The organism is Kribbella sp. NPDC049584 (assembly GCF_040675555.1).
Lineage (GTDB): Bacteria > Actinomycetota > Actinomycetes > Propionibacteriales > Kribbellaceae > Kribbella.
The window spans coordinates 270,377-290,717 of record NZ_JBFAPF010000003.1; the positions used below are offsets into that span (position 1 = coordinate 270,377).

Genomic DNA, 20,341 nt, shown 5'->3' on the forward strand with positions numbered 1-20,341 from the left:
GTCCCGTTCACAGCTTCGGCTTGATGTCGGTCTCCCACGCCTGCTGGCGGTTCTTCGGGGAGAGGTGGCAGGCGACCATGTGGCCGTTGCCGGTGTCGAGCAGCTCCGGACGCTCCGTCTCGCTCGCGCCGCCGTTCAGGTGGGCGTAGTTGCAGCGCGGGTTGAACGCACAGCCCGGCGGGACGTTGATCAGGCTCGGCGGCGTGCCCTTGATCGGGATCAGCCGCTCGGTCCGCTCCCGGTCGATCCGCGGCATCGAGCCGAGCAGACCCCAGGTGTACGGGTGCTGCGGCTCGTCGAAGATCTCCTCCGCCGTGCCGTACTCCGCCGCGCGGCCGGCGTACATCACCTGGATGTCGTCGGCCAGCTCGGCGACGACGCCGAGGTCGTGGGTGATGATGATGACGGCCGAGTTGAACTCGCGCTGCAGGTCCCGGATCAGGTCCAGGATCTGCGCCTGCACGGTGACGTCGAGGGCCGTCGTCGGCTCGTCGGCGATCAGCAGGTCCGGGTCGCACGACAGCGCCATCGCGATCATCGCGCGCTGCCGCATACCGCCGGAGAACTGGTGCGGGTACGCGTCCACGCGCCGGTCGGGCTGCGGGATGCCGACCCGGTCGAGCATCTCGATCGCGTGCTTCCTCGCGACCTGCTTGCTGACCTGGTTGTGCACCCGGTACGCCTCGATGATCTGGTGCCCGACCGTGTAGAACGGGTGCATCGCCGACAGCGGGTCCTGGAAGATCATCGCCATCCGCTTGCCGCGCAGCAACCGGACCTCTTCCCGACTCGACGTGACCAGGTCCTGCCCGTCCAGGAAGATCTGGCCGCTGATCCTGGCGACACCCGGCGGGTGCAAGCCCATGATCGACAGGCTGGTCACGCTCTTGCCGGAGCCTGACTCCCCCACGATGCCGAGGGTCTTGCCGCGCTCCAGCTTGAACGAGATGCCGTCGACCGACTTGACCACACCGTCGTCGGTCGGGAAGTGCACCCTGAGGTCGCGGACGTCGAGGAACGCCTCGCCGCGCTCCACCCGCTGGACAGAGTCTTGTACCGCTTCGTTCGGCTCGGTCACGAGATGCGCACCCTCGGGTCGACAACGGCGTACAGCAGGTCAACGACCAGGTTGGCCAGCACGATGAAGAAGGCGGCGACCAGCGTCACGCCGAGTACCTTCGGCAGGTCGTTGGCCCGTAGCGCGATCACGGCGTACTGACCGATGCCCGGGAGCGAGAACGTCGTCTCGGTGAGGATCGCGCCGCCCATCAGCAGACCGAGGTCGAGGCCGAAGATCGTCAGGATCGGCGTCAGCGCGGACCGCAGCCCGTGTTTGAGGACGACGTCCCGCTCGGTCAGGCCCTTGGCCCGCGCCGTCCGGACGTAGTCGTCGTTCATCGTCTCGAGCATGCCGGCCCGGGTCAGCCGGGCGTACGCCGCGGCGTACAGGAACGCGAGCGTCGTCCACGGAAGTATCAGGTCGTACGCCCACCAGATCGGATTGGTCTCGTCCATCGGGTTCGTGCCGCCTTGCGCGGTCCAGCCGAGGCCGTAGCTGAAGATCGACAGCGCCAGCAGACCGGTGAAGAAGATCGGCAGCGACACCCCGGCCAGTGCCACCGACATCAGTGATCGGTCCAGGACCGAACCGCGTCTCAGCGCGGAGATGACACCGGTGCCGACGCCGGTGACGAGCCAGATGAACGCCGCACCGCCGGCCAGCGAGGCGGTGACGGGTATTCGTGACACCAGGTCCGGCCAGACCGGCTGCTGGGTCAGGAACGAGTAGCCGAAGCACGGCGGCGGGCAGTGCTCCGTCGACGGGCCGTAGTTGTAGTCGGTTCCGACGACCAGGCCCTTCACGAAGCGCCCGTACTGCACGTAGAGCGGATCGGTGAAGCCGAGCCGCTCCGCGGTCTGGTGGATCTGTTCCCTGCCGACACTGCGGCCCACGTACCGCGAGGCCAGGTCGTCCGCCGTGGCACCGCCGAGGCGCGGGACCAGGAAGAAGATCGAGAACGTGACTGCCGTGACAATGAAGAGCAGGACCACTGCCCCGATCAACCGGCGGATCAGATATGCGAGCACCGTGCGCGGCGTGGTGGCCGGTGATCATCGCTGATCACCGGCCACCATCAGCCTTCACCTACCTCTGCTGGCGAAATGATGGTTGTTCAGAGCAACTACTTCTGCGCGAGCCCGATCGCCGCGTAGTCGTACATGTTCTGACCGTCGTTGCTGAAGACGTTGGCCAGCGTGTCCGGACGGTACAGCAGGCCCTTGGCCCAGATGCCCGGCAGCGCCGCCGCCTGCTCCATGACCTTCTTGTCGACGTCGACCCACAGCTTGTTACGCGCGGTCTCGTCGGTGGTGGACATCGCCTGGTCGATCAGCTTGTCGACCTCGGGGATGCGGATACCGAGGTTGGTGTTACCACCGGTGTCCCGGATGACCCGGCTGTCGACGATCTGGCTCAGGAAGCCGAAGCCGTCGTTCCAGTCCGCACCCCAGCTGTAGACGATCAGGCCGAGGCGGTTCGCCTTCGCGAAGTCCGGCTTGCCGGCGTACAGCTTGGTGTAGTCACCGGTCGGGTACGGCTTGGTGGTCAGGTTGATACCGACCCGCTTCAGCGACTGCTGCAGCGTCTCGGCGACCGCCTTCTCCTTGGCCCGGTCGGTGCGGTAGGTGATGTTGACCGCGAAGCCGTTCGGCTGACCGCACTGCTTCAGCTCGTCCTTGGCCTTGTCGACGTTGCCGTTCTTGTCGGTCAGGAAGCCGTAGTCGTCGAAGCTCTCCGAACCGGTGACACCCGGCGGCATCAGGTTCGTCGCGATGTCGCCGCCGATCGGACCGCCGTAGGCGCGCTGGTAGCCCTCGTGGTCGGCCGCGTACAGGACCGCCTTGCGGCAGTGCACGTTGTCCAGCGGCGGGACCTGGCTGTTCAGCACGGTCCAGTTCAGCCGCGGCGCCGGCACGTTGTCGGCGTGCGCCTTCAGGTTCGGGTCGGCGAGGATCTTCGCCTGGGTCTCGGGCTGCACGCCGGTACCGGCGAGGTCGACGTCCAGGTCACCGGCGAGCAGCCGGTTGTCGATGTCCGTGCCGTCGACGTTGTACGCGATGGTGATCTTGTCCGGCAGCGCCTTACGGCCCGAGTCCGGGTCGGTGGCCGGGTCGTACTGGTCGTTGCGGACCAGGTCGAAGCCCTTGTTCGAGTCGTAGGTGCCGAACTTGTACGGCCCCGTCGCGATCGGGTGTTCCTTGTACTTCGCGCCGGTGTCCTTGGCCTGCGGGACCGGAGCCGTCGACGGTAGTTGCGCGAAGTAGTCGAAGCTGGCGAACGGCTTGTTCAGGTGGAACACGATGGTCTGGTCGTCGGGCGTCTCGATCGCCTTCGCGACACCGGCCAGCGTCTTGTCCTTGTAGACGCTGTAGCCCTTCGGGACGTCCAGCAGGAAGTCGTTGAAGTACGTCGGGCCGTTCGGCAGCGTGGCCTTGTCCAGCGACCGCGCGACGGCGTACTTCACGTCCTTGGACGTGACCGGCGTGCCGTCCTCGAACTTCACGCCCTTGCGGAGCTTGTACGTCCAGGTCTTCGCGTTGTCGCTGGGCACACCAGGAGCCTCGGCCAGGTCCGGGACCGGCTTCGCGCCCTCGGCACCCGGGACAGCCTTGAACGTCATCAGCGGACGGACGTAGTTGCGGACCAGGTTCCAGGACAGGCCGTAGTAGGTGTCACCGGGGTCAGTGGAGTCCCACTGCTCGGTGATCGCCATCCGCAGCGTGCCACCCTTCTTGTCGCTCGGGTTGAAGTTCTTGCCGACGGCCGCGTTGAACTCGGCCTTGGCAGCACTCCCACCGCTGGACCCCCCGCCGGGTGTCGCCTTGGGTCCCCCGCAAGCCACCAGGCTGAGGGCGACGGCCGCACTGACGGCGGTAACCGTCGTGATGCGATTCCATCTCATCTGTTGTTGCACCCCTTTTTTCGTGAGAGCCAGGCTCCCTGGTTGGAGAGAAGTCCTAGCGCGACCGCGGGTCGAGCGCGTCACGCAGCCCGTCGCCGAACAGGTTGAACGCCAGCACGGTGATGAAGATGGCCAGACCCGGCGAGATCATGTACCACGGGTCGACGGCGTACCACTTCGCCGCGATCGACAGCATGTCTCCCCAGCTGGCCGTCGGCGGACGGACGCCGACGCCGAGGTAGGACAGACCCGCCTCGAACAGCACATTGGTCGGGATCAGCAGCGTCGCGTAGACCAGGATCGGGGCGATCAGGTTCGGGAGCAGCTCGGTGAACAGGATGTACGGGCGGCGCGCGCCGAGGCTGCGGGCCGCGTCGACGAACTCGCGCTCACGCAGCGACAGCGTCTGACCACGGATGATCCGGCCGATGTACGGCCAGCTGAAGAAGCCGATGATGAACACGATCAGCCCCACCCGCAGCGCGTCGCCGGTCAGGCCGAGCAGCGTGTCCGGCACCGCACCGACCAGCGCCAGCGCGAACAGCACCAGCGGGAACGCCAGGAAGATGTCCATCAGCCGGCTGATCAGGGAGTCGACCCAGCCGCCGAAGTATCCGGCGACGATGCCCATCACGACGCCGATCACCACCGACAGCAGCGTCGCCAGGAAGGCGATCAGCAGCGAGATCCGGGCTCCGTAGACGATCCGGGCGAAGATGTCGCGGCCGTTGAGCGGCTCGACACCGAGGGGATGGTCCCAGCTGATGCCCCCGAACCGGCCGAGCGGCACCTGCCGCGACGGATCGACCAGGTCCTGGTGGAAGTCGTTCGGGGTGACGCCGACGAGCTTGCACAGCAACGGCGCGAAGATCGCGACCAGGATCAGGATCAGCACGACGACGCCGCCGCCGATCGCGACCTTGTCGCGCTTCAGCCGCATCCAGGAGATCTGCCACAGCGACCTGCCCTCGATCTTGCCGACGCCCTCGAGGATGGCGTCAGGCTGGGCCGACGATGCTCCGGGCTCGACCTCGAGTGGCGCACTCACGCGATAGGTCCCCCTGACTGGTTCGGTTTTTGAACAGGAACGAAATCCTGTAGGGCTGCGGCCTTAACCTGCCGCCATTACAGCGCGGAGTCAAACGCGGAAAGTGCTGCGTTGCCCGATCGTGATCGTCAGGAAATCGTCCCGTATCGTGGACGTTCCGCAGTAAACCACGCTCTCGCACCCTCGGTCGCCGGGGCCTCGCGAACCGTTACTGCCATGGCATTTTTGTGTCAGTTCCGAGATCAGGGCCGTGATGAAGGCGATATTCGCCGGGTTTCAGCGCCGCATGCCGGAGAAGTAGACGAACGACAGCGGATCGATGCCCGGCTGGACGTTCTCGACGTCGTTGCGGGCGACCACGGCGAGCCTGCCCTGCCAGCTCGGGATCACCGGGACCTCTCGCGCGATCACGGTCTGTAGCTGACCGATGAGCTCGTCGCGCTTCAGCCCGTTCTGCTCGGTCCGTTGCTGCTGCAGCAGCTTCGTGGCCGCGGCCGAGCGGTACCCGTTCTGGAACGGTACGTCGGTCACGAACGGCGCGAGGTAGTCGTCGGCGTCCGGGTAGTCCGGGATCCAGCCGAACTGGTACATGTCGTACGCCCCGGCCTTCGCGGCCAGCTGGTACTGCGGCCACTCCGCGCTTCGCAGGGTCACCCGGAACAACCCCGATGCCTCCAACTGACGCTTCAGCTCGAGTACCTCGGCCTTCGCACCGGTGCCGAACTGCGTCGGCGTCCAGCCGACCGTCAGTGGGACCGGCGCCGCGATGTTCGCGGCCTTGAGGATGGCCGCGGCCGCCGTCTTGCTCGGCTGCGTGTACTCCTTCTTGAACGCGTCGGTCTGCCCACCGAACCCGGGCGGCACCACGGAGTACAACGGCGACACGTGGTCGCCGTACGCCTTCTTCGCGATCGCCGGGCGGTCGATCAGCTGGGCAACCGCCTGCCGGATCGCTGGCTTGCGGGCCAGCAGCGACTTCATCTGGAAGGCGAAGAACCGGATCTCCGCGGAGTTGGTCTCGACCACCTGCACTTGGTCGGACTTGCGCAGCTTGTCCAGCAGACTCGGACCGAAACCGTGGAACGCGATGTCCGCCTCGCCGGAGGTGACGGCCTGGTACAGCGCGGTCGAGTCCTTCAGCCAGGTGATCGTGACGCCGTCGTTCTGCGCGGCCCGCGGACCTTTGTACCCGGCGAACTTGGCGAGCGTGACCTCAGCTCCGGGCTTGTACGACGCCAACTGGTACGGCCCGCTGCCGACCGCCTTCGCATCGAGCAGCTTGTTCGCCGGGTACGACTGCTCGTCGACGATCGACGCGGCGGTCGTGGTCAGCAGGTACGGCAGGCGCGCGTCGGGGTTGGTCAGGTTGAACACCGCGGTCAGGTCGTCCGGAGTGCTCACGGACTTCACCGAGGAGAACAGGTGCGCCGCTCCCCCGGGCATCTTCAGCCGCATCATCCGGTCGAAGCTGAACTTCACGTCCGACGACGTCAACTCGTGCCCGTTCGGGAACGTCAGGTGCTCCTTGAGGCTGCACGTATACGTCGTCGGCGAGTCGAACTGGCAGTCCGCCGCGTCCGGCACTGGGGTCGGCTTGTCGGGGAGGATCGTCAGCAGCGTCTGGTACAGGTTCGCCTGGACGGTGCGGGAGCCGACGTCGTACGGGCCGGCCGGGTCGAGCGAGGAGATCGAGTCCGTGGTCGCCACGCGCAGCAGCGCCAACTTCGGCGACGTCTCCCCCGGGTGCGGCGCATTGTCGTCCGGCTGACCGCAGGCAGCCAGAGACACCCCCAGGGCACCCACAGCCACGGCCGCCGACATCCGGCGCACCCACTCACTCACCGTCTCACCTTCCCCAGCCCGTTACCCCACACAACGCCCCCGAGGGCACCAAGTGACGGTAGCTGGTCAATGGAGCAGGGAGCGCAGGGACTCCGGGGTGAGCGGTTCGAGCGACTTCACCACGAGGCGGCGGGGTGCGTCGGGGATCGCGATCCACTGCGGCACGGCGACGACGTACGCGCCGGCCGCCGTACCGGCCTGGGTGCCGGTCATCGAGTCCTCGATCACCACGCAGTTGGCCGGGTCGACGCCGAGCTTGGCGGCGGCGGTCAGGTACGGCTCGGGGTTCGGCTTGCCGAGGGTCACCTCGTCACCGGCGACGATCACGTCGAACGGATCCGGCGGCAGGTGCAGGAGAACGGCGTCGATCATCTGCCGGTACGACGCCGAGACCAGCGCGCACGGCACATCCTCCTTGCGCAGCGCCTGCAGCAGCTCGAGCGCGCCGGGCTGGAACGTGACCTCCTTGCGCAGCGCCACGATCACCTCGGAGAACATCCGGTCGGCCAGCTCCTCGGCGGTGATCACGCCGGCGGGGATGCGCGCCATCCAGACCTGGACGGCATCGCGCAGGTCGCTGCCGATCAAGGACATGCAGTCCTCGATCGTCCAGGTCGCGCCGAGCCCGGCCAGCAGCTCGAGCTGCACCTCCGCCCAGACCTTCTCGGAGTCGACCAACGTCCCGTCCATGTCCCACAGCACCGCTTGCAGGGCCGGCAACTACCGCTCCTCTACGTCGTTCGCTCAGATCAGATCGTCTCCATTCTCCCTGGTCGTGCCAGATCCGGACATTTCGGGTCTCACCGACACGTTCCGCTGCGCGTGAAACCGGGCACACCGGTTCGCCGGAACACGTAGGCTGGCAGTCCGGTTTCCCGCCGGATTGCCTACAGAGACGACAGGGGGCCTGCGAGTGGTTGACCTCGCGAACCTGAGGGACCCGGTCGTGATCGCCGCGTTCGAGGGCTGGAACGACGCGGCCGAGGCGGCCACCGGAGCGGTCGACCATCTCGTCGACGAGTGGGACGCGGAGCTCGTCACGGCGATCGACCCCGAGGACTACTACGACTTCCAGGTCAACCGCCCTCAGGTCGGCCTCGACGACGACGGCGTACGGCGGTTGTCCTGGCCGACGACCCGGATCTACCTGGCGCGTCCCGACGACACCGGCCGCGACGTGCTGCTGATCCGCGGCATCGAACCGAACATGCGCTGGCGGGCGTTCTCCCGCGAGCTGCTGGAGATCGTCGACGAGTCGAACGCGCAGATCGTCGTCGTGCTGGGCGCCCTGCTCGCCGACTCGCCGCACACCCGGCCGATCCCGGTGTCCGCCACCTCGTCCGACCCGGAGCTCACCGCGTCATGGAGCCTCGAGGCGTCGACGTACGAAGGGCCGACCGGCATCACCGGGGTCTTCGCCGACCTGTGCACCACGCTCGGCGTCCCGTCGGTCTCGATCTGGTCCGCGATCCCGCACTACATCGCCGGCACGCCGTGCCCGAAGGCCTCCCTCGCGTTGCTCGGCAAGATCGAGGCGCTGCTGGATCTGGCCATCCCCGAGGGCGAGCTGCCCGAGCTGGCCCGGGCCTGGCAGCGCGGTGCCGACGAGCTCAGCGAAGAGGACCCCGAGGTGGCCGAGTACGTCCAGTCGCTCGAGGAGCAGCGCGACACGGCCGACCTGCCCGAAGCCACCGGCGAGGCGATCGCGGCAGAGTTCGAGCGCTACCTCAGGCGCCGCAATAAGAACCACCCGAGCGACTAGGCCTACCGACTAGCCGGCATCTCCCGTGTCGCGGTGGTGATGACGTCGTCGAGGACGGCGCGGGAGGTGGTGAGGTCGGCGATCATCCGGTCGATGCGGTCCCGCTCGGCGGTCAACTCGGTGACGAGCTCGGGCGTGGCCCGCTCGTTCGGGCCGCCGTCCGGGTCTCGCATACACGGCAGCAGCTCGGCGATCTTCTTGCTGTGCAGCCCGGCGGCGAACAGTTCCTGGATCAGGATCACGCGGTCGACGGCACGTTCGGCGTACTCACGCTGGCCACCGGTCGTCCGCTCCGACACGAGCAGGCCCTGCGCCTCGTAGTACCGCAGCGAGCGCACACTCACGCCTGCCCGCTCCGCCAGCTCCCCGATCCGCACGCTGCCTCCAGGACTTGAACCTGACACTGATGTCAGACTTTACCGTCCCGGTATGACGCTCTACGACTACAGCCCGATCTCCGAACGACCCGCCCTCGACTGGCCCGGCGGCAAGCGCGTGGCCTTCTACGTCGGCCTCAACATCGAGCACTTCCTGCCCGATGAACCTTCCACCAGCATCTGGCCGATCGACGTCAAACCCGACGCCCTCAACCACGGCTGGCGCGAGTACGGCGCCCGCGTCGGCATCTGGCGCATCATCGACATCCTCGACCGGTACGGCGTCCGCGCGAGTGCTCTGGTCAACTCGATGGTTGCCGAGCACAACCCGCAGATCATCAAGGCCGGCACCGAACGCGACTGGGCATGGCTCGCGCATGGTCAGACCAACTCCATCCTGCACACCGGCTACGAGCCCGACGAGGAACGCCGCATCCTCACCGACATCACCACCACCATCGAGACCGCCACCGGCAAGCGGCCGAAGGGCTGGATGGGGCCGGCGCTGACCGAAACACACAACACCCCGGAGCTGCTCGCGGAGCTCGGGTACCAGTACGTCCTCGACTGGACCAACGACGATCAGCCGTACCGCCTGAATGTGCCCGGCATGCTCAGCGTCCCGTACACCCTCGAGCTCAACGACCTCGGCCTGTTCCTTCGCGGCCTGTCCGGCCCCGACTTCCTCCAGATGGTGAAGGACCAGTACGACGTACTACGCGAAGAGGGCGGGCGGGTGATGGCGCTCGCGTTGCATCCGTTCGTGATCGGGCAGCCGTTCCGGGCGAAGTACCTGAACCTCGCGCTGGAGTACATTGCCGCGCAGAGCGACGTCTGGTTGACCACGAGTGACGACATCGCCGCGCACTACTCGACGACGTAACCCGGCCGGGCATGGCGCGTTGTTACTAATGGGTTTATTCTCGTCCGGACAACTGGGGGGTGACGGCGCGCCGTCACCGGGAGCACGGGGAGTAACGAGATGCGCAACGAGCGGGGCGGCACTTCGATCCCTGCCCTCGCTGTGCTCGTACTGCTCGGCATCGTCGCCGCGGTCGGCATCTTCGGTAACAAGACGAAGCACGTCACGGTCGACCTCACCACGTTGACGGCGTCGACGACCGCCACCACGATCGCCACCGCACCGCTCGACACGCAGCCGTTCACCGGGACCGGCGGTCTGGTCGTCCACCCGCGCTCCGAGGCGGCGCTCTTCACCGCGCCGGACGCCGATGCCTTCGGCAAGATCGGTCCGACCCAGTTCGGCCCGACCTGGTTGCCGGTGGTCGAGCAGACCGACGGCTGGGTGCGCGTCCTGCTCCCCTCCAAGCCGAACCGATCCACCGGCTGGCTCCAGGACGAGGACCTCGACCGCGCCTCCTCGTCGTACCTCATCCGCGTGCACACCAGCTCGCGGACCATCGAGCTCTTCGACAAGAACAAGAGCCTGGGCACCTGGAAGGCCGGGGTCGGCGCGAAGAAGACGCCGACGCCGCCCGGCCGGACGTTCTTGCTCGGCTCGATCATCGACCACAAGCGGTCGGCGTCGCCGATCGTGCTCCCGCTGGGTGCACACAGTCCCACCTTGGACACGTTCGGTGGCGGACCTGGTACGGTCGCGATCCACGGCTGGCCGAATCCCCACGTGTTCGGGGCGGCGATCAGCGCCGGCTGCGTCCGGGTGCCGAAGACCGCCCTCGCCGATCTGCAGAAGGTTCCGCTCGGGACGCTCGTCCTGATCGACAGCAAATAAGGGAGATTCCGATGCGACGACAGTTGACTCCGACGCTGCTGACGGCTGCGGCCGTGGCGGGGGTCGTGACGTTCAGCCTGGTCGCCAGTGCGCCGGCCGGCAACGCCGCGGCGCGGCCGTCGTCGGCGTACGCCGTGAGTGCGGAAGGCCAGGTGCCGATCGCGAAGACGCCGTACGCCGAATCGCTCGACGGCAAGCGGCAGACGACCTCGGCGCTGGAGCTCCCGAAGAACCCGCTGCTCTCGGTCCGGGCCGGTACGGCGACCGCGGGCAACGACTCCGCCTCGGTCGAGCTGTTCGACATCGTGGTCGGCCCGGACATCCTCAGCCAGGTGCAGCTCCCGCCGGAGCTGAAGCAGCAGTGCGCGAGCCTGCCGAAGACCGGTGCGGAGGACCTGCCGCTCCCGGACATCGCGCTGCCCGACCTGGGCCTGCCGCTGCCGAAGCTGAGCACGAAGGACCTGCCGGTCAAGAACCTGCCTGACCTGTGCAACCTGCTGCTCAACCCGCCGACGTCGCTGCTGGCCATCGACTCGCTGAACGTCTACTGCTCGGGTGATTCCGGCGGCGTCGACCTGGGCACGGTGACGCTGCTCGGTCAGACGCTCAAGCTGCCGAGCACCAAGCAGGGCGCATCGTTGCCGTCCAACCCGCTCGCGGCCATCAGCGTCAACAGCCAGGGCAAGCACTCGGACGGCTCGTTCACGATCACCGGCCTGAGCATCAACCTCGGCGGCGGGGCCGAGGTCATCAACCTGGCCTCCGCGACGTGCGCGAAGCCGGCCGCGAAGCCCAAGCCGACGCCGAAGCCGACGCAGCCGGAGGTGCCCGCCCCGCCGCTCGACCACGTGCCGGCGGCGCCGGTCCCGAGCCCGGTGAAGACCCACCAAGCCGTCACCGGCTGATGATGTGAATGGCCCCGACCAGCTGGTCGGGGCCTTTCACATCTAGAGCTTCACACCCAGCAACGCGTCGACTGCCAGCGCGATCAGTGCGGGAGCCTCGTGGTCGTCGCCTTCGCTCTCCGCCCAGGCATCCACAGCAGCCAGCGCAGCGACCGTGTCCAGATCATTCGTCAGGGCAGCCCTCAACGCATCGACTGCCGCCGCGCCATCAGGCCCGGACCCGCGGCCCACCGCACCACGCCACACGTCCAGCCGCTCCTGCGCCGACGTGAGATCGGTCGGCATCCAGAACCACTCGGTGCGGTAGTGATGCGTGAGCAGCGCCAGCCGGATCGCCATCGGATCCGCGCCGGCCAGCCGCTCCTTCGACACCAGCACCAGATTGCCCTTGGACTTCGACATCTTCTCGCCGTCGAGCCCGACCATCGCCTGGTGCACGTACGCCCGCGCGAACGGGTGCTCGCCGGTCGCGACCTGCGCGCCGCTCGCCGACATCTCGTGGTGCGGGAAGATCAGGTCCGTTCCGCCGCCCTGGACGTCGAACGTCATCCCGAGGTACTTCAGCGCGATCGCCGAGCACTCCACATGCCACCCCGGTCGGCCGCGTCCGAGCTCCGAGTCCCATGCGGGCTCGCCCGGCCGCTCGTGCCGCCAGAGCAGGCTGTCGAGCGGGTCCTGCTTGCCCTCGCGATCCGGGTCGCCGCCGCGCTCCGCGAACAGCTCGCGCATCGTCTCGCGGTCGTAGTTCGACACGCCGCCGAACAGCGGGTCGGTCTTCACCGCGAAGTACAGATCGCCGTCGACCGAGTACACGGCCCCGGCCCGGCGCAGGTCCTCGACCGCGTCGGAGACCAGGTCGATCGACTCGACGACGCCGATGTAGTGCTGCGGCGGGATCACCCGCAACGCGGTCATGTCGTCGCGGAACAGCTGGATCTCCTGCGCGGCCAGCTCGGTCCACTCGACGCCGGTCGCCGTCGCCCGCTCGAGCAGCGGGTCGTCGACGTCGGTGATGTTCTGCGTGTAGTGGACGTCGTACCCGCTGTCCCGCCACATCCGGTTGATCAGGTCGAACGTGACGTACGTCGCCGCGTGGCCCATATGCGTCGCGTCGTACGGCGTGATGCCGCACACATACATCCGGGCGGTCGTGCTGTCGACGGGCGGCACCTCGACCAGGCCGCGGGAGGCGGTGTCGTAGAGGCGAAGCCGCCGGGCCGGCCCGGGTACGACCGGGATGTCTGGTTTCGTCCACGCCTGCATGTGTCGGAGCTTATGCCAGTCCGATTTTCAATGACGCGACACGGTTCCAATCTGTGGTCCCGCCGGCGCTGCTGATCACGGCCGTCAGGGTGTTCCCGAACGTCCAACCGAAGACCTGGAAAGCATGGGAGGCCTAGAAGGCCGGCCAGGGAATCGCGGGCCAGTCGTCGCTCGGATACGGGAAGGTGCCGGTCTTCAGCAGCGTCGCGCAACGCTCGCGGGTCGCGGTCAGCTCGACCGTGGTGATCAGCTCGCACAATTGTTGCCCGAAGCCACCAGCGAGCTGATCGGCCAACCGGCGTACATCGTCCAGCAGACCGGCCGGGATCGGGTCGCCGGCCCAGCCCCACAGCACCGTCCGGAGCTTGTCGTCGGCGTTGAACGTCACGCCGTGATCCACGCCGAACACCCGGCCGTCGCCCGGGTTCAGCACGTGGCCGCCCTTGCGGTCGGCATTGTTGACCACGGCATCGAACACGGCCATCCGCTTCAGCGCATCGTTGTCCGCGTGCACGAGCGTGACCGGGTTGTGGCGGCCGTCGAGGGCCTCGAGGACGCCGACCCAGCCCTTCGGCACCCGACCTTGCGGAACGATGTCGACCAGCTCGGTCTCCCCCGGACCGAGCTCGGCCTCGTCGATCCACAGCTGCACCATGCCCTCGCCGAGCGGCCCGTCCCGCAACAGCGTCGGCGGCACGACCGACCAGCCCAGCGCCTCGGAGACGACGTACGCCGCGAACTCGCGCTGCGCCAGCGTGCCGTCGGGGAAGTCCCACAGCGGCCGCTCACCCTCGACCGGCTTGTAGACCACGGTCGCGGTCTCGCCGTCCAGGCTGACCGAGCCCTGGTAGGTGCCGTTCGAGGCCGCGACGAGGCGGCCGTGCAATGACAGCTCCCCGCGGGCGAGCAGGTCGGAATCGGTCATCATTCCGGCAGGTGCCGACGGTATCCGTTGGCCCGCGGGCAGATGTGCCCCTCCGCGTCGATCGGCCGGCCGCAGAACGGGCAGCTCGGGCGACCGGACGCGACCAGCGCGACCGCGCGCCGGGCGAACGCCCTGGCCTGCTCCTCGGTGATCCGGACGATGAACACCTCGGCGTCGTCGGACTCCATCGCGGCCGTGACCGGGTCGGTCTCCTCGAGGTCGGCCTGCTCACCGGTGACGACCGCGAACACCTCGATCACCACACGCTCGGCGTCGGCCTCCCAGGCCAGCGTCATCGTGCCGGCCCGGAACTCCTCCTCGATCGGCTGCTCGAGCGGCGCGGTGTCGTCGGCCGCGGTCTGCGTCACCGGATCACGGTCGAAGCGCCGGGCGACCTCGTCCAGCATCACGTCGAGCCGCTCCGCGAGCGCCATCACCTGTTCCTTCTCGCACGCGACCGACGTCAGCCGTTGCCCGGCCCTGGCCTGCAGGAAGAACGTCCTCGCACCGGGCTCCCCCACGGTGCCGGCGACGAACCGCTCGGGGTCGTCGTAGGTATGTACAACTCGCGCCATATCTAGACCCTATTACCGTCCGCCCACTACCGCGTCCGAGGACTGCTTCTTGGGCTTGCCTTTCGCTGTCGGCTTAGGGACCAGGGACGCCAGTTCGCTGCCGGAGTCGTTCAGGCGGACCAGGAACGGGCGGGTCGCGGTGTAGGTGATGATCGTGGTCGAGGCGGTGTCCACGACGATCCGCTGGAACGTGTCCAGATGCTGGCCGAGCGCGTCGGCCACGATCGCCTTGATCACGTCGCCGTGCGACACCGCGACCCAGATCGCGTTGTTGCCGTGGCTCTTGGCCAGCTCCGCGTCGTGCGCCCGGACGGCGTCGACCGCGCGCTGCTGCATCGCCCGCATCGACTCACCGTTCGGGAACGTGACCGCGGACGGGTGCTGCTGGACCACGGTCCACAGCGGGTCCTTCGCGAGGGTCGCGATCTTCTTGCCGGTCCAGTCGCCGTACCCGCACTCGGTCAGCCGCCGATCGGTTGCCGGACGCAACGCGGGGTGGTGCTCGGCGTGCGCCTTCGCGATCGCTGCGGCGGTCTGCCGGCAGCGTTCGAGCGGCGAGGTGACGATCGCGGCCAGCGGCAGTTCGGCCAGGCGTTGCGCCACCGCCTCGGCCTGCTTCACGCCGGTCTCGTCCAGCTTCACGCCGGGCGTGCGACCGGCCAGCGTGCCGGATGTGTTCGCAGCACTACGACCGTGGCGGACCAGAATCACCGTGGGCATGGGGTGCACGTTATCCGGTCGGGCAAGTCGTGATGCCATGATGGGGGCGTGATCGTGGACTGCGGGGTGTACGCCGAGGGGGAACGGCGGGATCTGCCCAAGGACCCCGAGACCGTTGCCCGGGCCATCGACGACGACCACGCCTCGTTCGGATGGATCGGGCTGCACGACCCGTCGGACGCCGAGATGAAGCGGGTGCAGCGACTGTTCGACCTGCACGACCTGGCGGTCGAGGACGCGCTGCAGATCCACCAGCGGCCGAAGGTCGAGCGGTTCGGCGACATGATCCTCGTCGTACTGCGGACCCTCTGGTACGTCGACGAAGGCGACGCGGTCGAGACGGGGCAGGTGACCGCGTTCATCGGGCCGCGGTACGTCGTGACGGTGCGGCACGGGGAAGGCGGTGAGCTCGCCACCACGCGGCACCAGTTGGAGGAGCGCGCCGCGATGCTCGGGCACGGTCCGGCCGCCGTCCTGTGGGCGATCTGCGACGCGATCGTGGACCAGTACGAGACCGTCGCCGAACAGGTCGAGATCGACGTCGACGAGATCGAGAGCTCGGTGTTCTCGCCCGAGCGGACCAGCGACGCGGAGCGGATCTACAGGCTCAAGCGCGAGGTGCTGGAGATGCGGCGAGCGATCGACCCGCTGCGCGAACCGATGGAGGAGTTCGCGCACGGCGTCGCCGGACTCGGCTCGAAGGCAAGTCCGTTCTTCCGCGACGTCGCCGACCACCTCACCCGCGTGTCCGAGCAGACCGAGTCGATCGACGTCCTGCTCCAGTCGGCGCTGAACGCACACCTCGCGCGGGTGTCGGTCCAGCAGAACGACGACATGCGGAAAATCTCAGCGTGGGTTGCCATCGCCGCAGTCCCCACCATGCTGGCGGGGATCTACGGCATGAACTTCGACAACATGCCGGAGCTCCGATGGCACTTCGGGTACTACGCCGTACTGCTGCTGATGGCCACCGTCTGCCTGACCATGTACCGCTTCTTCCGCAAGGTCGGCTGGTTGTAAGCCCCCGTGGAAGTCCGACCTACGTGGCGGTGATGGTGCTGGTGGCCAGGAGGATCACCAGGACGATGCCCAGCAGGACCCGGTAGAAGGCGAAGACCTCGATGGTGTGTTTGGCGACGAAGCGCAGGAGCCAGGCGATCGACGCGTAGGCGACGATGAAGCTGACGACCGTGCCGACGAGCAGAGGTACTGCGCCGACGTTGCCGTGAAGGGCGTCCTTCAGCTCGTAGACGCCGGCGCCGACGAGCGCCGGGATGCCCAGCAGGAACGAGATTCTCGTCGCGGCTACCCGGTCCAGGCCGCGGAACAGGCCCGCGGAGATCGTGGCGCCCGAGCGGGAGATGCCCGGGATCAGCGCCAGGCACTGGACCAGGCCCATGACGAGCGCATCGACGAACGTGATGCGGGTCAAGGGCCGTTCCTTCGTGCCGATGCGTTCGGCCGCGACCATCACGAACGACCAGCCGATCAGCGCGCCGGCGACCCACCACAGGCTGCGGAGCGGGCCGGAGATCAGGTCGCGGGCGAGGAAGCCGACGATCACGATCGGGACCGAGCCGACGATGACGTACCAGCCCATGCGGTGGTCGAACTCGCCGCGGTATTCGGGGTTGGCCAGGCCGCGGACCCAGGCGACCGCGATCCGGGCGATGTCCTTCCAGAAGTACAGGACGACCGCCACGATCGCGCCGACCTGGATCACCGCCGTGAAGCCGGTGATCGACGGGTCGTCGATCTTCAGCCCGAGCATCTTCGACACGATGGTCAGGTGCCCGGTGCTGGAGACCGGGAGGAATTCGGTCAGGCCCTCGACGATGCCGAGGATGATGGAGTCCCAGATCGTCATCAGCCAGCGACCCCGGCCAGCTCGAGCGCCTCCGCGGCGGTGTGCAGGTCGGCGATCCGCTGCTCGACCGTCGACGCGAACGGCGTCAGCGCGACGGTCGTCGCCCCGGCCTCGGCGTACGCCGTGAGCTTGTCGGCCATCCGCTCCTTGGAACCGAGCAGCGAGATCGAGTCCAGGAACCCGAACGGTACGGCGGCCATCGCCTCGCGGTGCTTCTTGTCCAGGTACAGGTCCTGGATCTGCTTGGCCTCCTCGGCATACCCCATCCGGACCGCGAGCGCGTTGTAGAAGTTCTTCTCCCGGCTGCCCATGCCGCCGATGTACAGCGCGGCGTACCCACGGACCGGGTCGGCCGCGACCTGCAGGTCGTCGCCCGTCATGAGCGGCGTCGTGACCACGACGTCGAAGCCGTCGAGATCCTTCTGACGAGCCGCGCGGCCCGCCTTGATGTGCGTCAACTGCTCTCCCAGATAGGCAGGATCGTTCAGGATGCCGAGCCAGCCGTCGGCGATCTCGCCGGCCAGCTCGAGGTTCTTCGGACCGACCGCGGCAAGGTACACCGGCACGTGGTCGCGGATCGGCCGCACCGTCAGTTTCAGCGCCTTACCCGGTCCGTCGGGCAGCGGCAGCGTGAAATGCTTCCCCTCGTACGCGACGGTCTCACGCCGGAGGGCCGCGTTCACGATGTCAACGTACTCACGGGTCCTGAGCAGAGGCTGAGAGAAGCGGACGCCGTGCCACCCCTCCGAGACCTGCGGTCCCGACACGCCGAGACCCAGCCGGAACCGGCCGTTCGACAACCGGTCCAGGGTGGCCGCGGTCATCGCGGTCATGGCCGGCGTCCGGGCCGGAATCTGGAAAACGGCCGCGCCGACGTCGATCGTCGTGGTCTGGGCGGCGATCCAGCTGAGCAGGGTGGCGGCGTCCGAGCCGTACGCCTCCGCTGCCCACGTGACCGAGAAACCGAGTGCCTCGGCCTCCTTCACCAGCCTCAGGTGGTCCAGGTGATCGTCGCCGCCGTACACGAAGCCGATGTTGAGTCCGAGTCGCATGACTGGCGAGCCTAGCGAGAGGTTGTCGGCGGCCCGCAATAGGCTCGGGTCATGCAGCAGCGCTATCTCGGTCACAGTGGACTGGCGGTGAGCCGGCTCGGCCTGGGCACGATGTCGTGGGGCCGGGACACCGACGAGCACGAGGCGCGCGAGCAGCTGGCGGCGTTCGTGTCCGCGGGCGGGACGCTGATCGACACCGCCGCGGCGTACGGCGACGGCGACAGCGAGCTGCTGATCGGGTCGCTGCTCGGCGACGTGGTCGACCGCGACGACCTGGTGATCGCGACCAAGGCCGGGTTCAGCGTCCGCCGGGGCGAGCGGATCACCGACACGTCCCGCGGCGCCCTCCTGCGCGACCTCGAGGGCTCGCTGCGCCGGATGAACGTCGACCACATCGACCTCTGGCAGCTGCACACCTGGTCCGACGACGTGCCGCTGGAGGAGACGCTCTCGGCGCTGGATCACGCGGTCAACTCCGGCAAAGTGCGGTATGTCGGAATCTCGAACTACGCGGGCTGGAAGTCCGCCCGGGCCGTCACCTGGCAGCAGGCGTGGCCGGGCCGCGCGGTCCCGGTGTCCAACCAGGTGGAGTACTCGCTGCTCGCCCGGGACGCCGAGTTGGACGCGCTGCGGGCCGCCGCCGGGCTCGGGATCGGGGTCCTGGCTTGGTCCCCGCTCGGGCGCGGCGTGTTGACCGGGAAGTACCGCACGGGCATCCCGGCGGACTCCCGGGCGGCGTCCCAACATCTGTCAAGATTCGTCGACCCCTACCTCGACGCCCGGGCTTCAGGCATCGTGGAAGCGGTTGCCCGGGCAGCGGACGGGCTCGGCTGGACCCCGCTCGAGGTCGCACTGACCTGGGTGCGGGACCGGCCCGGCGTGTCGGCAGCCATCGTCGGAGCCCGGACTGCGCTGCAATTGAAGTCGGTGCTTGGAGTGGAGGAACTCACCCTGCCGCCCGCGATCGCGGCGGCATTGGAGGATGTTTCGTGAGGCGTTTGTTGTTACAGCTGTGTTGTTGAAGGTCGCAAGGAGGTGCGGATGGCCGAATACGAGCTGCAGCAGTTCGAGGTGTCCAGGACGGAGTCCCGCGGTGCGGTGCGCAGGCTGCTCACCGAGCACGCGGAGTACGGCGGGTGGGAGCTTGCCCGTCTTAGGCGCTATCCCGACGGCACCCGCCGCGTCTGGCTCCGCCGCCGCATCATCCGCGTGATGCGGACCCTCTGAGCAACGCACTCACCAGCTCGCGTCGGCTCCCGACGCCGACCTTGTCGAACGACGCCCGCACGTGCTCCTGCACGGTGTGCGGTGACACGCACAACCGCTCGACGATCTGCCGCGTCGAGTAGCCACGCAACAAAAGCTCCGTGACCCGCTGCTGAGCCGGCGTGAGTCCATGCAGATCCAGCAGCAACGACCCCAGCTGAGCCGGTGTCACCGGCTCCATCACGACGACGATCTGCCCGTTGTCGCCGAGCTTCGACGCCTGAAGCTGTAACCAGTCGCCGGCCCGCGTCCTGACCTTCAGCCTCGCGGTCGCCTGATCGAACTGCATCCGCGCAGCCACCGATCGGACGGCAACGGGCAGCTCATCGGCCCAGCCGAGCTCAGCGGCCGAGCCGAGCTCAGCGAGCCAGTAGCCCGCCTCGGCGCTCGACGACTGCATCCGGAGCCGGGTGTCCAGCACCACCACGCCCGGTCCGGCTGGCGGCGCGCCGGCATACCATACGGTATGGTCTGGCGGGCCGGGCTCGGGCTCTCGCGCCTCGAAGGCGGTGGGGCGGAGTCCCAGACGTAGGCCTTCAGCGAGGTGGGGGGCCAGGCGGCGTACCAGTTGGATCTCGGTGTTGGCGAAGCCCGCGTCCGCCGTTTCCCGGTGGAGGCAGAGGACGCCCCAGCAGCGGCCGTTCGCCATCAGGGCGGCGCGGAGTTCGTCGCCGAGACCGAGCGGGCGCATCACCTCGGCGTACCGCGGACTGGCCGCCCAGTCGCCCTTCGTCGCCTGGCCCAGCGACCGCACCGGATCGCGGCCGCCGGCCAGTACGGCGAACTTGTTCACATCGTCCTGCCCGAACTCGTTCGCGATGAACTGCTCGGTGACCGCATCGAGCGGCTCGTCGACCGTCACCGACGTGAACAGCACCGTCGCCGGGTCCACCGTCGCGAAGAACGCCGCGTCGACCGTCAGCACACCCCTCAGCCGCGCGAGCACCTCGGACCGCAACTGATCGGCGTCCAGCCCCGCGTAACAGCGCTGGATCAGCACCTCAAGGCGATCCGCCGCCCCCAT

General features: G+C 68.1%; 21 protein-coding genes. 7 read left to right on the forward strand and 14 right to left on the reverse strand.

Going from position 1 to position 20,341, the window contains the following annotated elements; all coding sequences use genetic code 11:
* Positions 1-7: 7 nt before the first annotated feature.
* From AB0J62_RS13075 to AB0J62_RS13100, 6 genes are all read right to left on the reverse strand, one after another.
* The gene (locus AB0J62_RS13075; protein WP_363868570.1) at positions 8-1,078 is read right to left on the reverse strand and encodes an ABC transporter ATP-binding protein; all 1,071 of its coding nucleotides are present in this window, start codon (positions 1,076-1,078) and stop codon (positions 8-10) included.
* A complete protein-coding gene (locus tag AB0J62_RS13080; RefSeq protein ID WP_363868574.1) occupies positions 1,075-2,088 on the reverse strand; it encodes an ABC transporter permease in 1,014 nt (337 codons plus the stop codon). The genes AB0J62_RS13075 and AB0J62_RS13080 overlap by 4 nt, the downstream gene beginning before the upstream one ends.
* Before the next feature lie 95 nt (positions 2,089-2,183).
* Entirely contained in the window at positions 2,184-3,962 is a 1,779-nt protein-coding gene (locus tag AB0J62_RS13085; protein WP_363868577.1) for an ABC transporter substrate-binding protein, read from the reverse strand.
* Positions 3,963-4,017: 55 nt separating this feature from the next.
* On the reverse strand, positions 4,018-5,010 hold the full coding sequence (locus tag AB0J62_RS13090; protein WP_363868580.1) for an ABC transporter permease: 993 nt from the start codon (positions 5,008-5,010) through the stop codon (positions 4,018-4,020).
* 276 nt (positions 5,011-5,286) lie between these two features.
* Complete coding sequence (locus tag AB0J62_RS13095) at positions 5,287-6,852, reverse strand: ABC transporter substrate-binding protein (protein WP_363868583.1); 1,566 nt, start codon at positions 6,850-6,852, stop codon at positions 5,287-5,289.
* A gap of 66 nt (positions 6,853-6,918) precedes the next feature.
* Positions 6,919-7,572, reverse strand: a complete 654-nt coding sequence (locus tag AB0J62_RS13100) for an HAD family phosphatase (RefSeq protein ID WP_363868586.1) — start codon at positions 7,570-7,572, stop codon at positions 6,919-6,921.
* Between the two features lie 193 nt (positions 7,573-7,765).
* On the opposite strand from AB0J62_RS13100, the gene AB0J62_RS13105 reads away from it, so the two are divergent.
* A complete protein-coding gene (locus AB0J62_RS13105; protein ID WP_350855693.1) occupies positions 7,766-8,614 on the forward strand; it encodes a PAC2 family protein in 849 nt (282 codons plus the stop codon).
* 2 nt (positions 8,615-8,616) lie between these two features.
* Here the strand turns inward: AB0J62_RS13105 and AB0J62_RS13110 are convergent, their stop codons facing one another.
* Complete coding sequence (locus AB0J62_RS13110; protein ID WP_363868591.1) at positions 8,617-8,991, reverse strand: MerR family transcriptional regulator; 375 nt, start codon at positions 8,989-8,991, stop codon at positions 8,617-8,619.
* 52 nt (positions 8,992-9,043) lie between these two features.
* Between AB0J62_RS13110 and AB0J62_RS13115 the strand changes: the two genes are divergently transcribed.
* The 3 genes from AB0J62_RS13115 to AB0J62_RS13125 all read left to right on the forward strand — a co-directional run bounded on the left by AB0J62_RS13115 (position 9,044) and on the right by AB0J62_RS13125 (position 11,649).
* A complete protein-coding gene (locus AB0J62_RS13115; RefSeq protein ID WP_363868594.1) occupies positions 9,044-9,874 on the forward strand; it encodes a polysaccharide deacetylase family protein in 831 nt (276 codons plus the stop codon).
* Positions 9,875-9,973: 99 nt separating this feature from the next.
* A complete protein-coding gene (locus AB0J62_RS13120; RefSeq protein WP_363868597.1) occupies positions 9,974-10,744 on the forward strand; it encodes a L,D-transpeptidase in 771 nt (256 codons plus the stop codon).
* Between the two features lie 11 nt (positions 10,745-10,755).
* Positions 10,756-11,649: a hypothetical protein gene (locus tag AB0J62_RS13125; RefSeq protein WP_363868600.1), complete on the forward strand. Its 894-nt coding sequence runs from the start codon at positions 10,756-10,758 to the stop codon at positions 11,647-11,649.
* A gap of 42 nt (positions 11,650-11,691) precedes the next feature.
* On the opposite strand, the gene mshC is transcribed toward AB0J62_RS13125, so the two are convergent.
* The 4 genes from mshC to AB0J62_RS13145 form a co-directional block, all read right to left on the reverse strand.
* A complete protein-coding gene (gene mshC / locus AB0J62_RS13130; RefSeq protein ID WP_363868603.1) occupies positions 11,692-12,912 on the reverse strand; it encodes a cysteine--1-D-myo-inosityl 2-amino-2-deoxy-alpha-D-glucopyranoside ligase in 1,221 nt (406 codons plus the stop codon).
* 133 nt (positions 12,913-13,045) lie between these two features.
* Complete coding sequence (locus AB0J62_RS13135; protein ID WP_363868607.1) at positions 13,046-13,837, reverse strand: SCO1664 family protein; 792 nt, start codon at positions 13,835-13,837, stop codon at positions 13,046-13,048.
* Entirely contained in the window at positions 13,837-14,412 is a 576-nt protein-coding gene (locus AB0J62_RS13140) for a DUF3090 family protein (protein ID WP_363868610.1), read from the reverse strand. Before AB0J62_RS13140 ends, AB0J62_RS13135 begins: the two co-directional genes overlap by 1 nt.
* A gap of 12 nt (positions 14,413-14,424) precedes the next feature.
* The gene (locus AB0J62_RS13145) at positions 14,425-15,132 is read right to left on the reverse strand and encodes a histidine phosphatase family protein (RefSeq protein ID WP_134100938.1); all 708 of its coding nucleotides are present in this window, start codon (positions 15,130-15,132) and stop codon (positions 14,425-14,427) included.
* A 48-nt stretch (positions 15,133-15,180) separates the two neighbouring features.
* On the opposite strand from AB0J62_RS13145, the gene corA reads away from it, so the two are divergent.
* Positions 15,181-16,152 (forward strand): magnesium/cobalt transporter CorA, encoded by a 972-nt coding sequence (gene corA / locus AB0J62_RS13150; RefSeq protein WP_363868615.1) that lies wholly within the window; start codon positions 15,181-15,183, stop codon positions 16,150-16,152.
* A 19-nt stretch (positions 16,153-16,171) separates the two neighbouring features.
* On the opposite strand, the gene AB0J62_RS13155 is transcribed toward corA, so the two are convergent.
* Positions 16,172-16,999 (reverse strand): undecaprenyl-diphosphate phosphatase, encoded by an 828-nt coding sequence (locus tag AB0J62_RS13155; RefSeq protein ID WP_363868618.1) that lies wholly within the window; start codon positions 16,997-16,999, stop codon positions 16,172-16,174.
* On the reverse strand, positions 16,999-18,051 hold the full coding sequence (locus AB0J62_RS13160) for an LLM class F420-dependent oxidoreductase (protein ID WP_363868621.1): 1,053 nt from the start codon (positions 18,049-18,051) through the stop codon (positions 16,999-17,001). The genes AB0J62_RS13155 and AB0J62_RS13160 overlap by 1 nt, the downstream gene beginning before the upstream one ends.
* Before the next feature lie 51 nt (positions 18,052-18,102).
* Between AB0J62_RS13160 and AB0J62_RS13165 the strand changes: the two genes are divergently transcribed.
* Both AB0J62_RS13165 and AB0J62_RS13170 read left to right on the forward strand, forming a co-directional pair.
* Positions 18,103-19,044: an aldo/keto reductase gene (locus AB0J62_RS13165; RefSeq protein ID WP_134100949.1), complete on the forward strand. Its 942-nt coding sequence runs from the start codon at positions 18,103-18,105 to the stop codon at positions 19,042-19,044.
* A 48-nt stretch (positions 19,045-19,092) separates the two neighbouring features.
* Complete coding sequence (locus AB0J62_RS13170; protein WP_130448421.1) at positions 19,093-19,278, forward strand: DUF5703 family protein; 186 nt, start codon at positions 19,093-19,095, stop codon at positions 19,276-19,278.
* Here the strand turns inward: AB0J62_RS13170 and AB0J62_RS13175 are convergent.
* Positions 19,253-20,341 (reverse strand): GAF domain-containing protein, encoded by a 1,089-nt coding sequence (locus AB0J62_RS13175; protein WP_363868625.1) that lies wholly within the window; start codon positions 20,339-20,341, stop codon positions 19,253-19,255. The genes AB0J62_RS13170 and AB0J62_RS13175 overlap by 26 nt on opposite strands.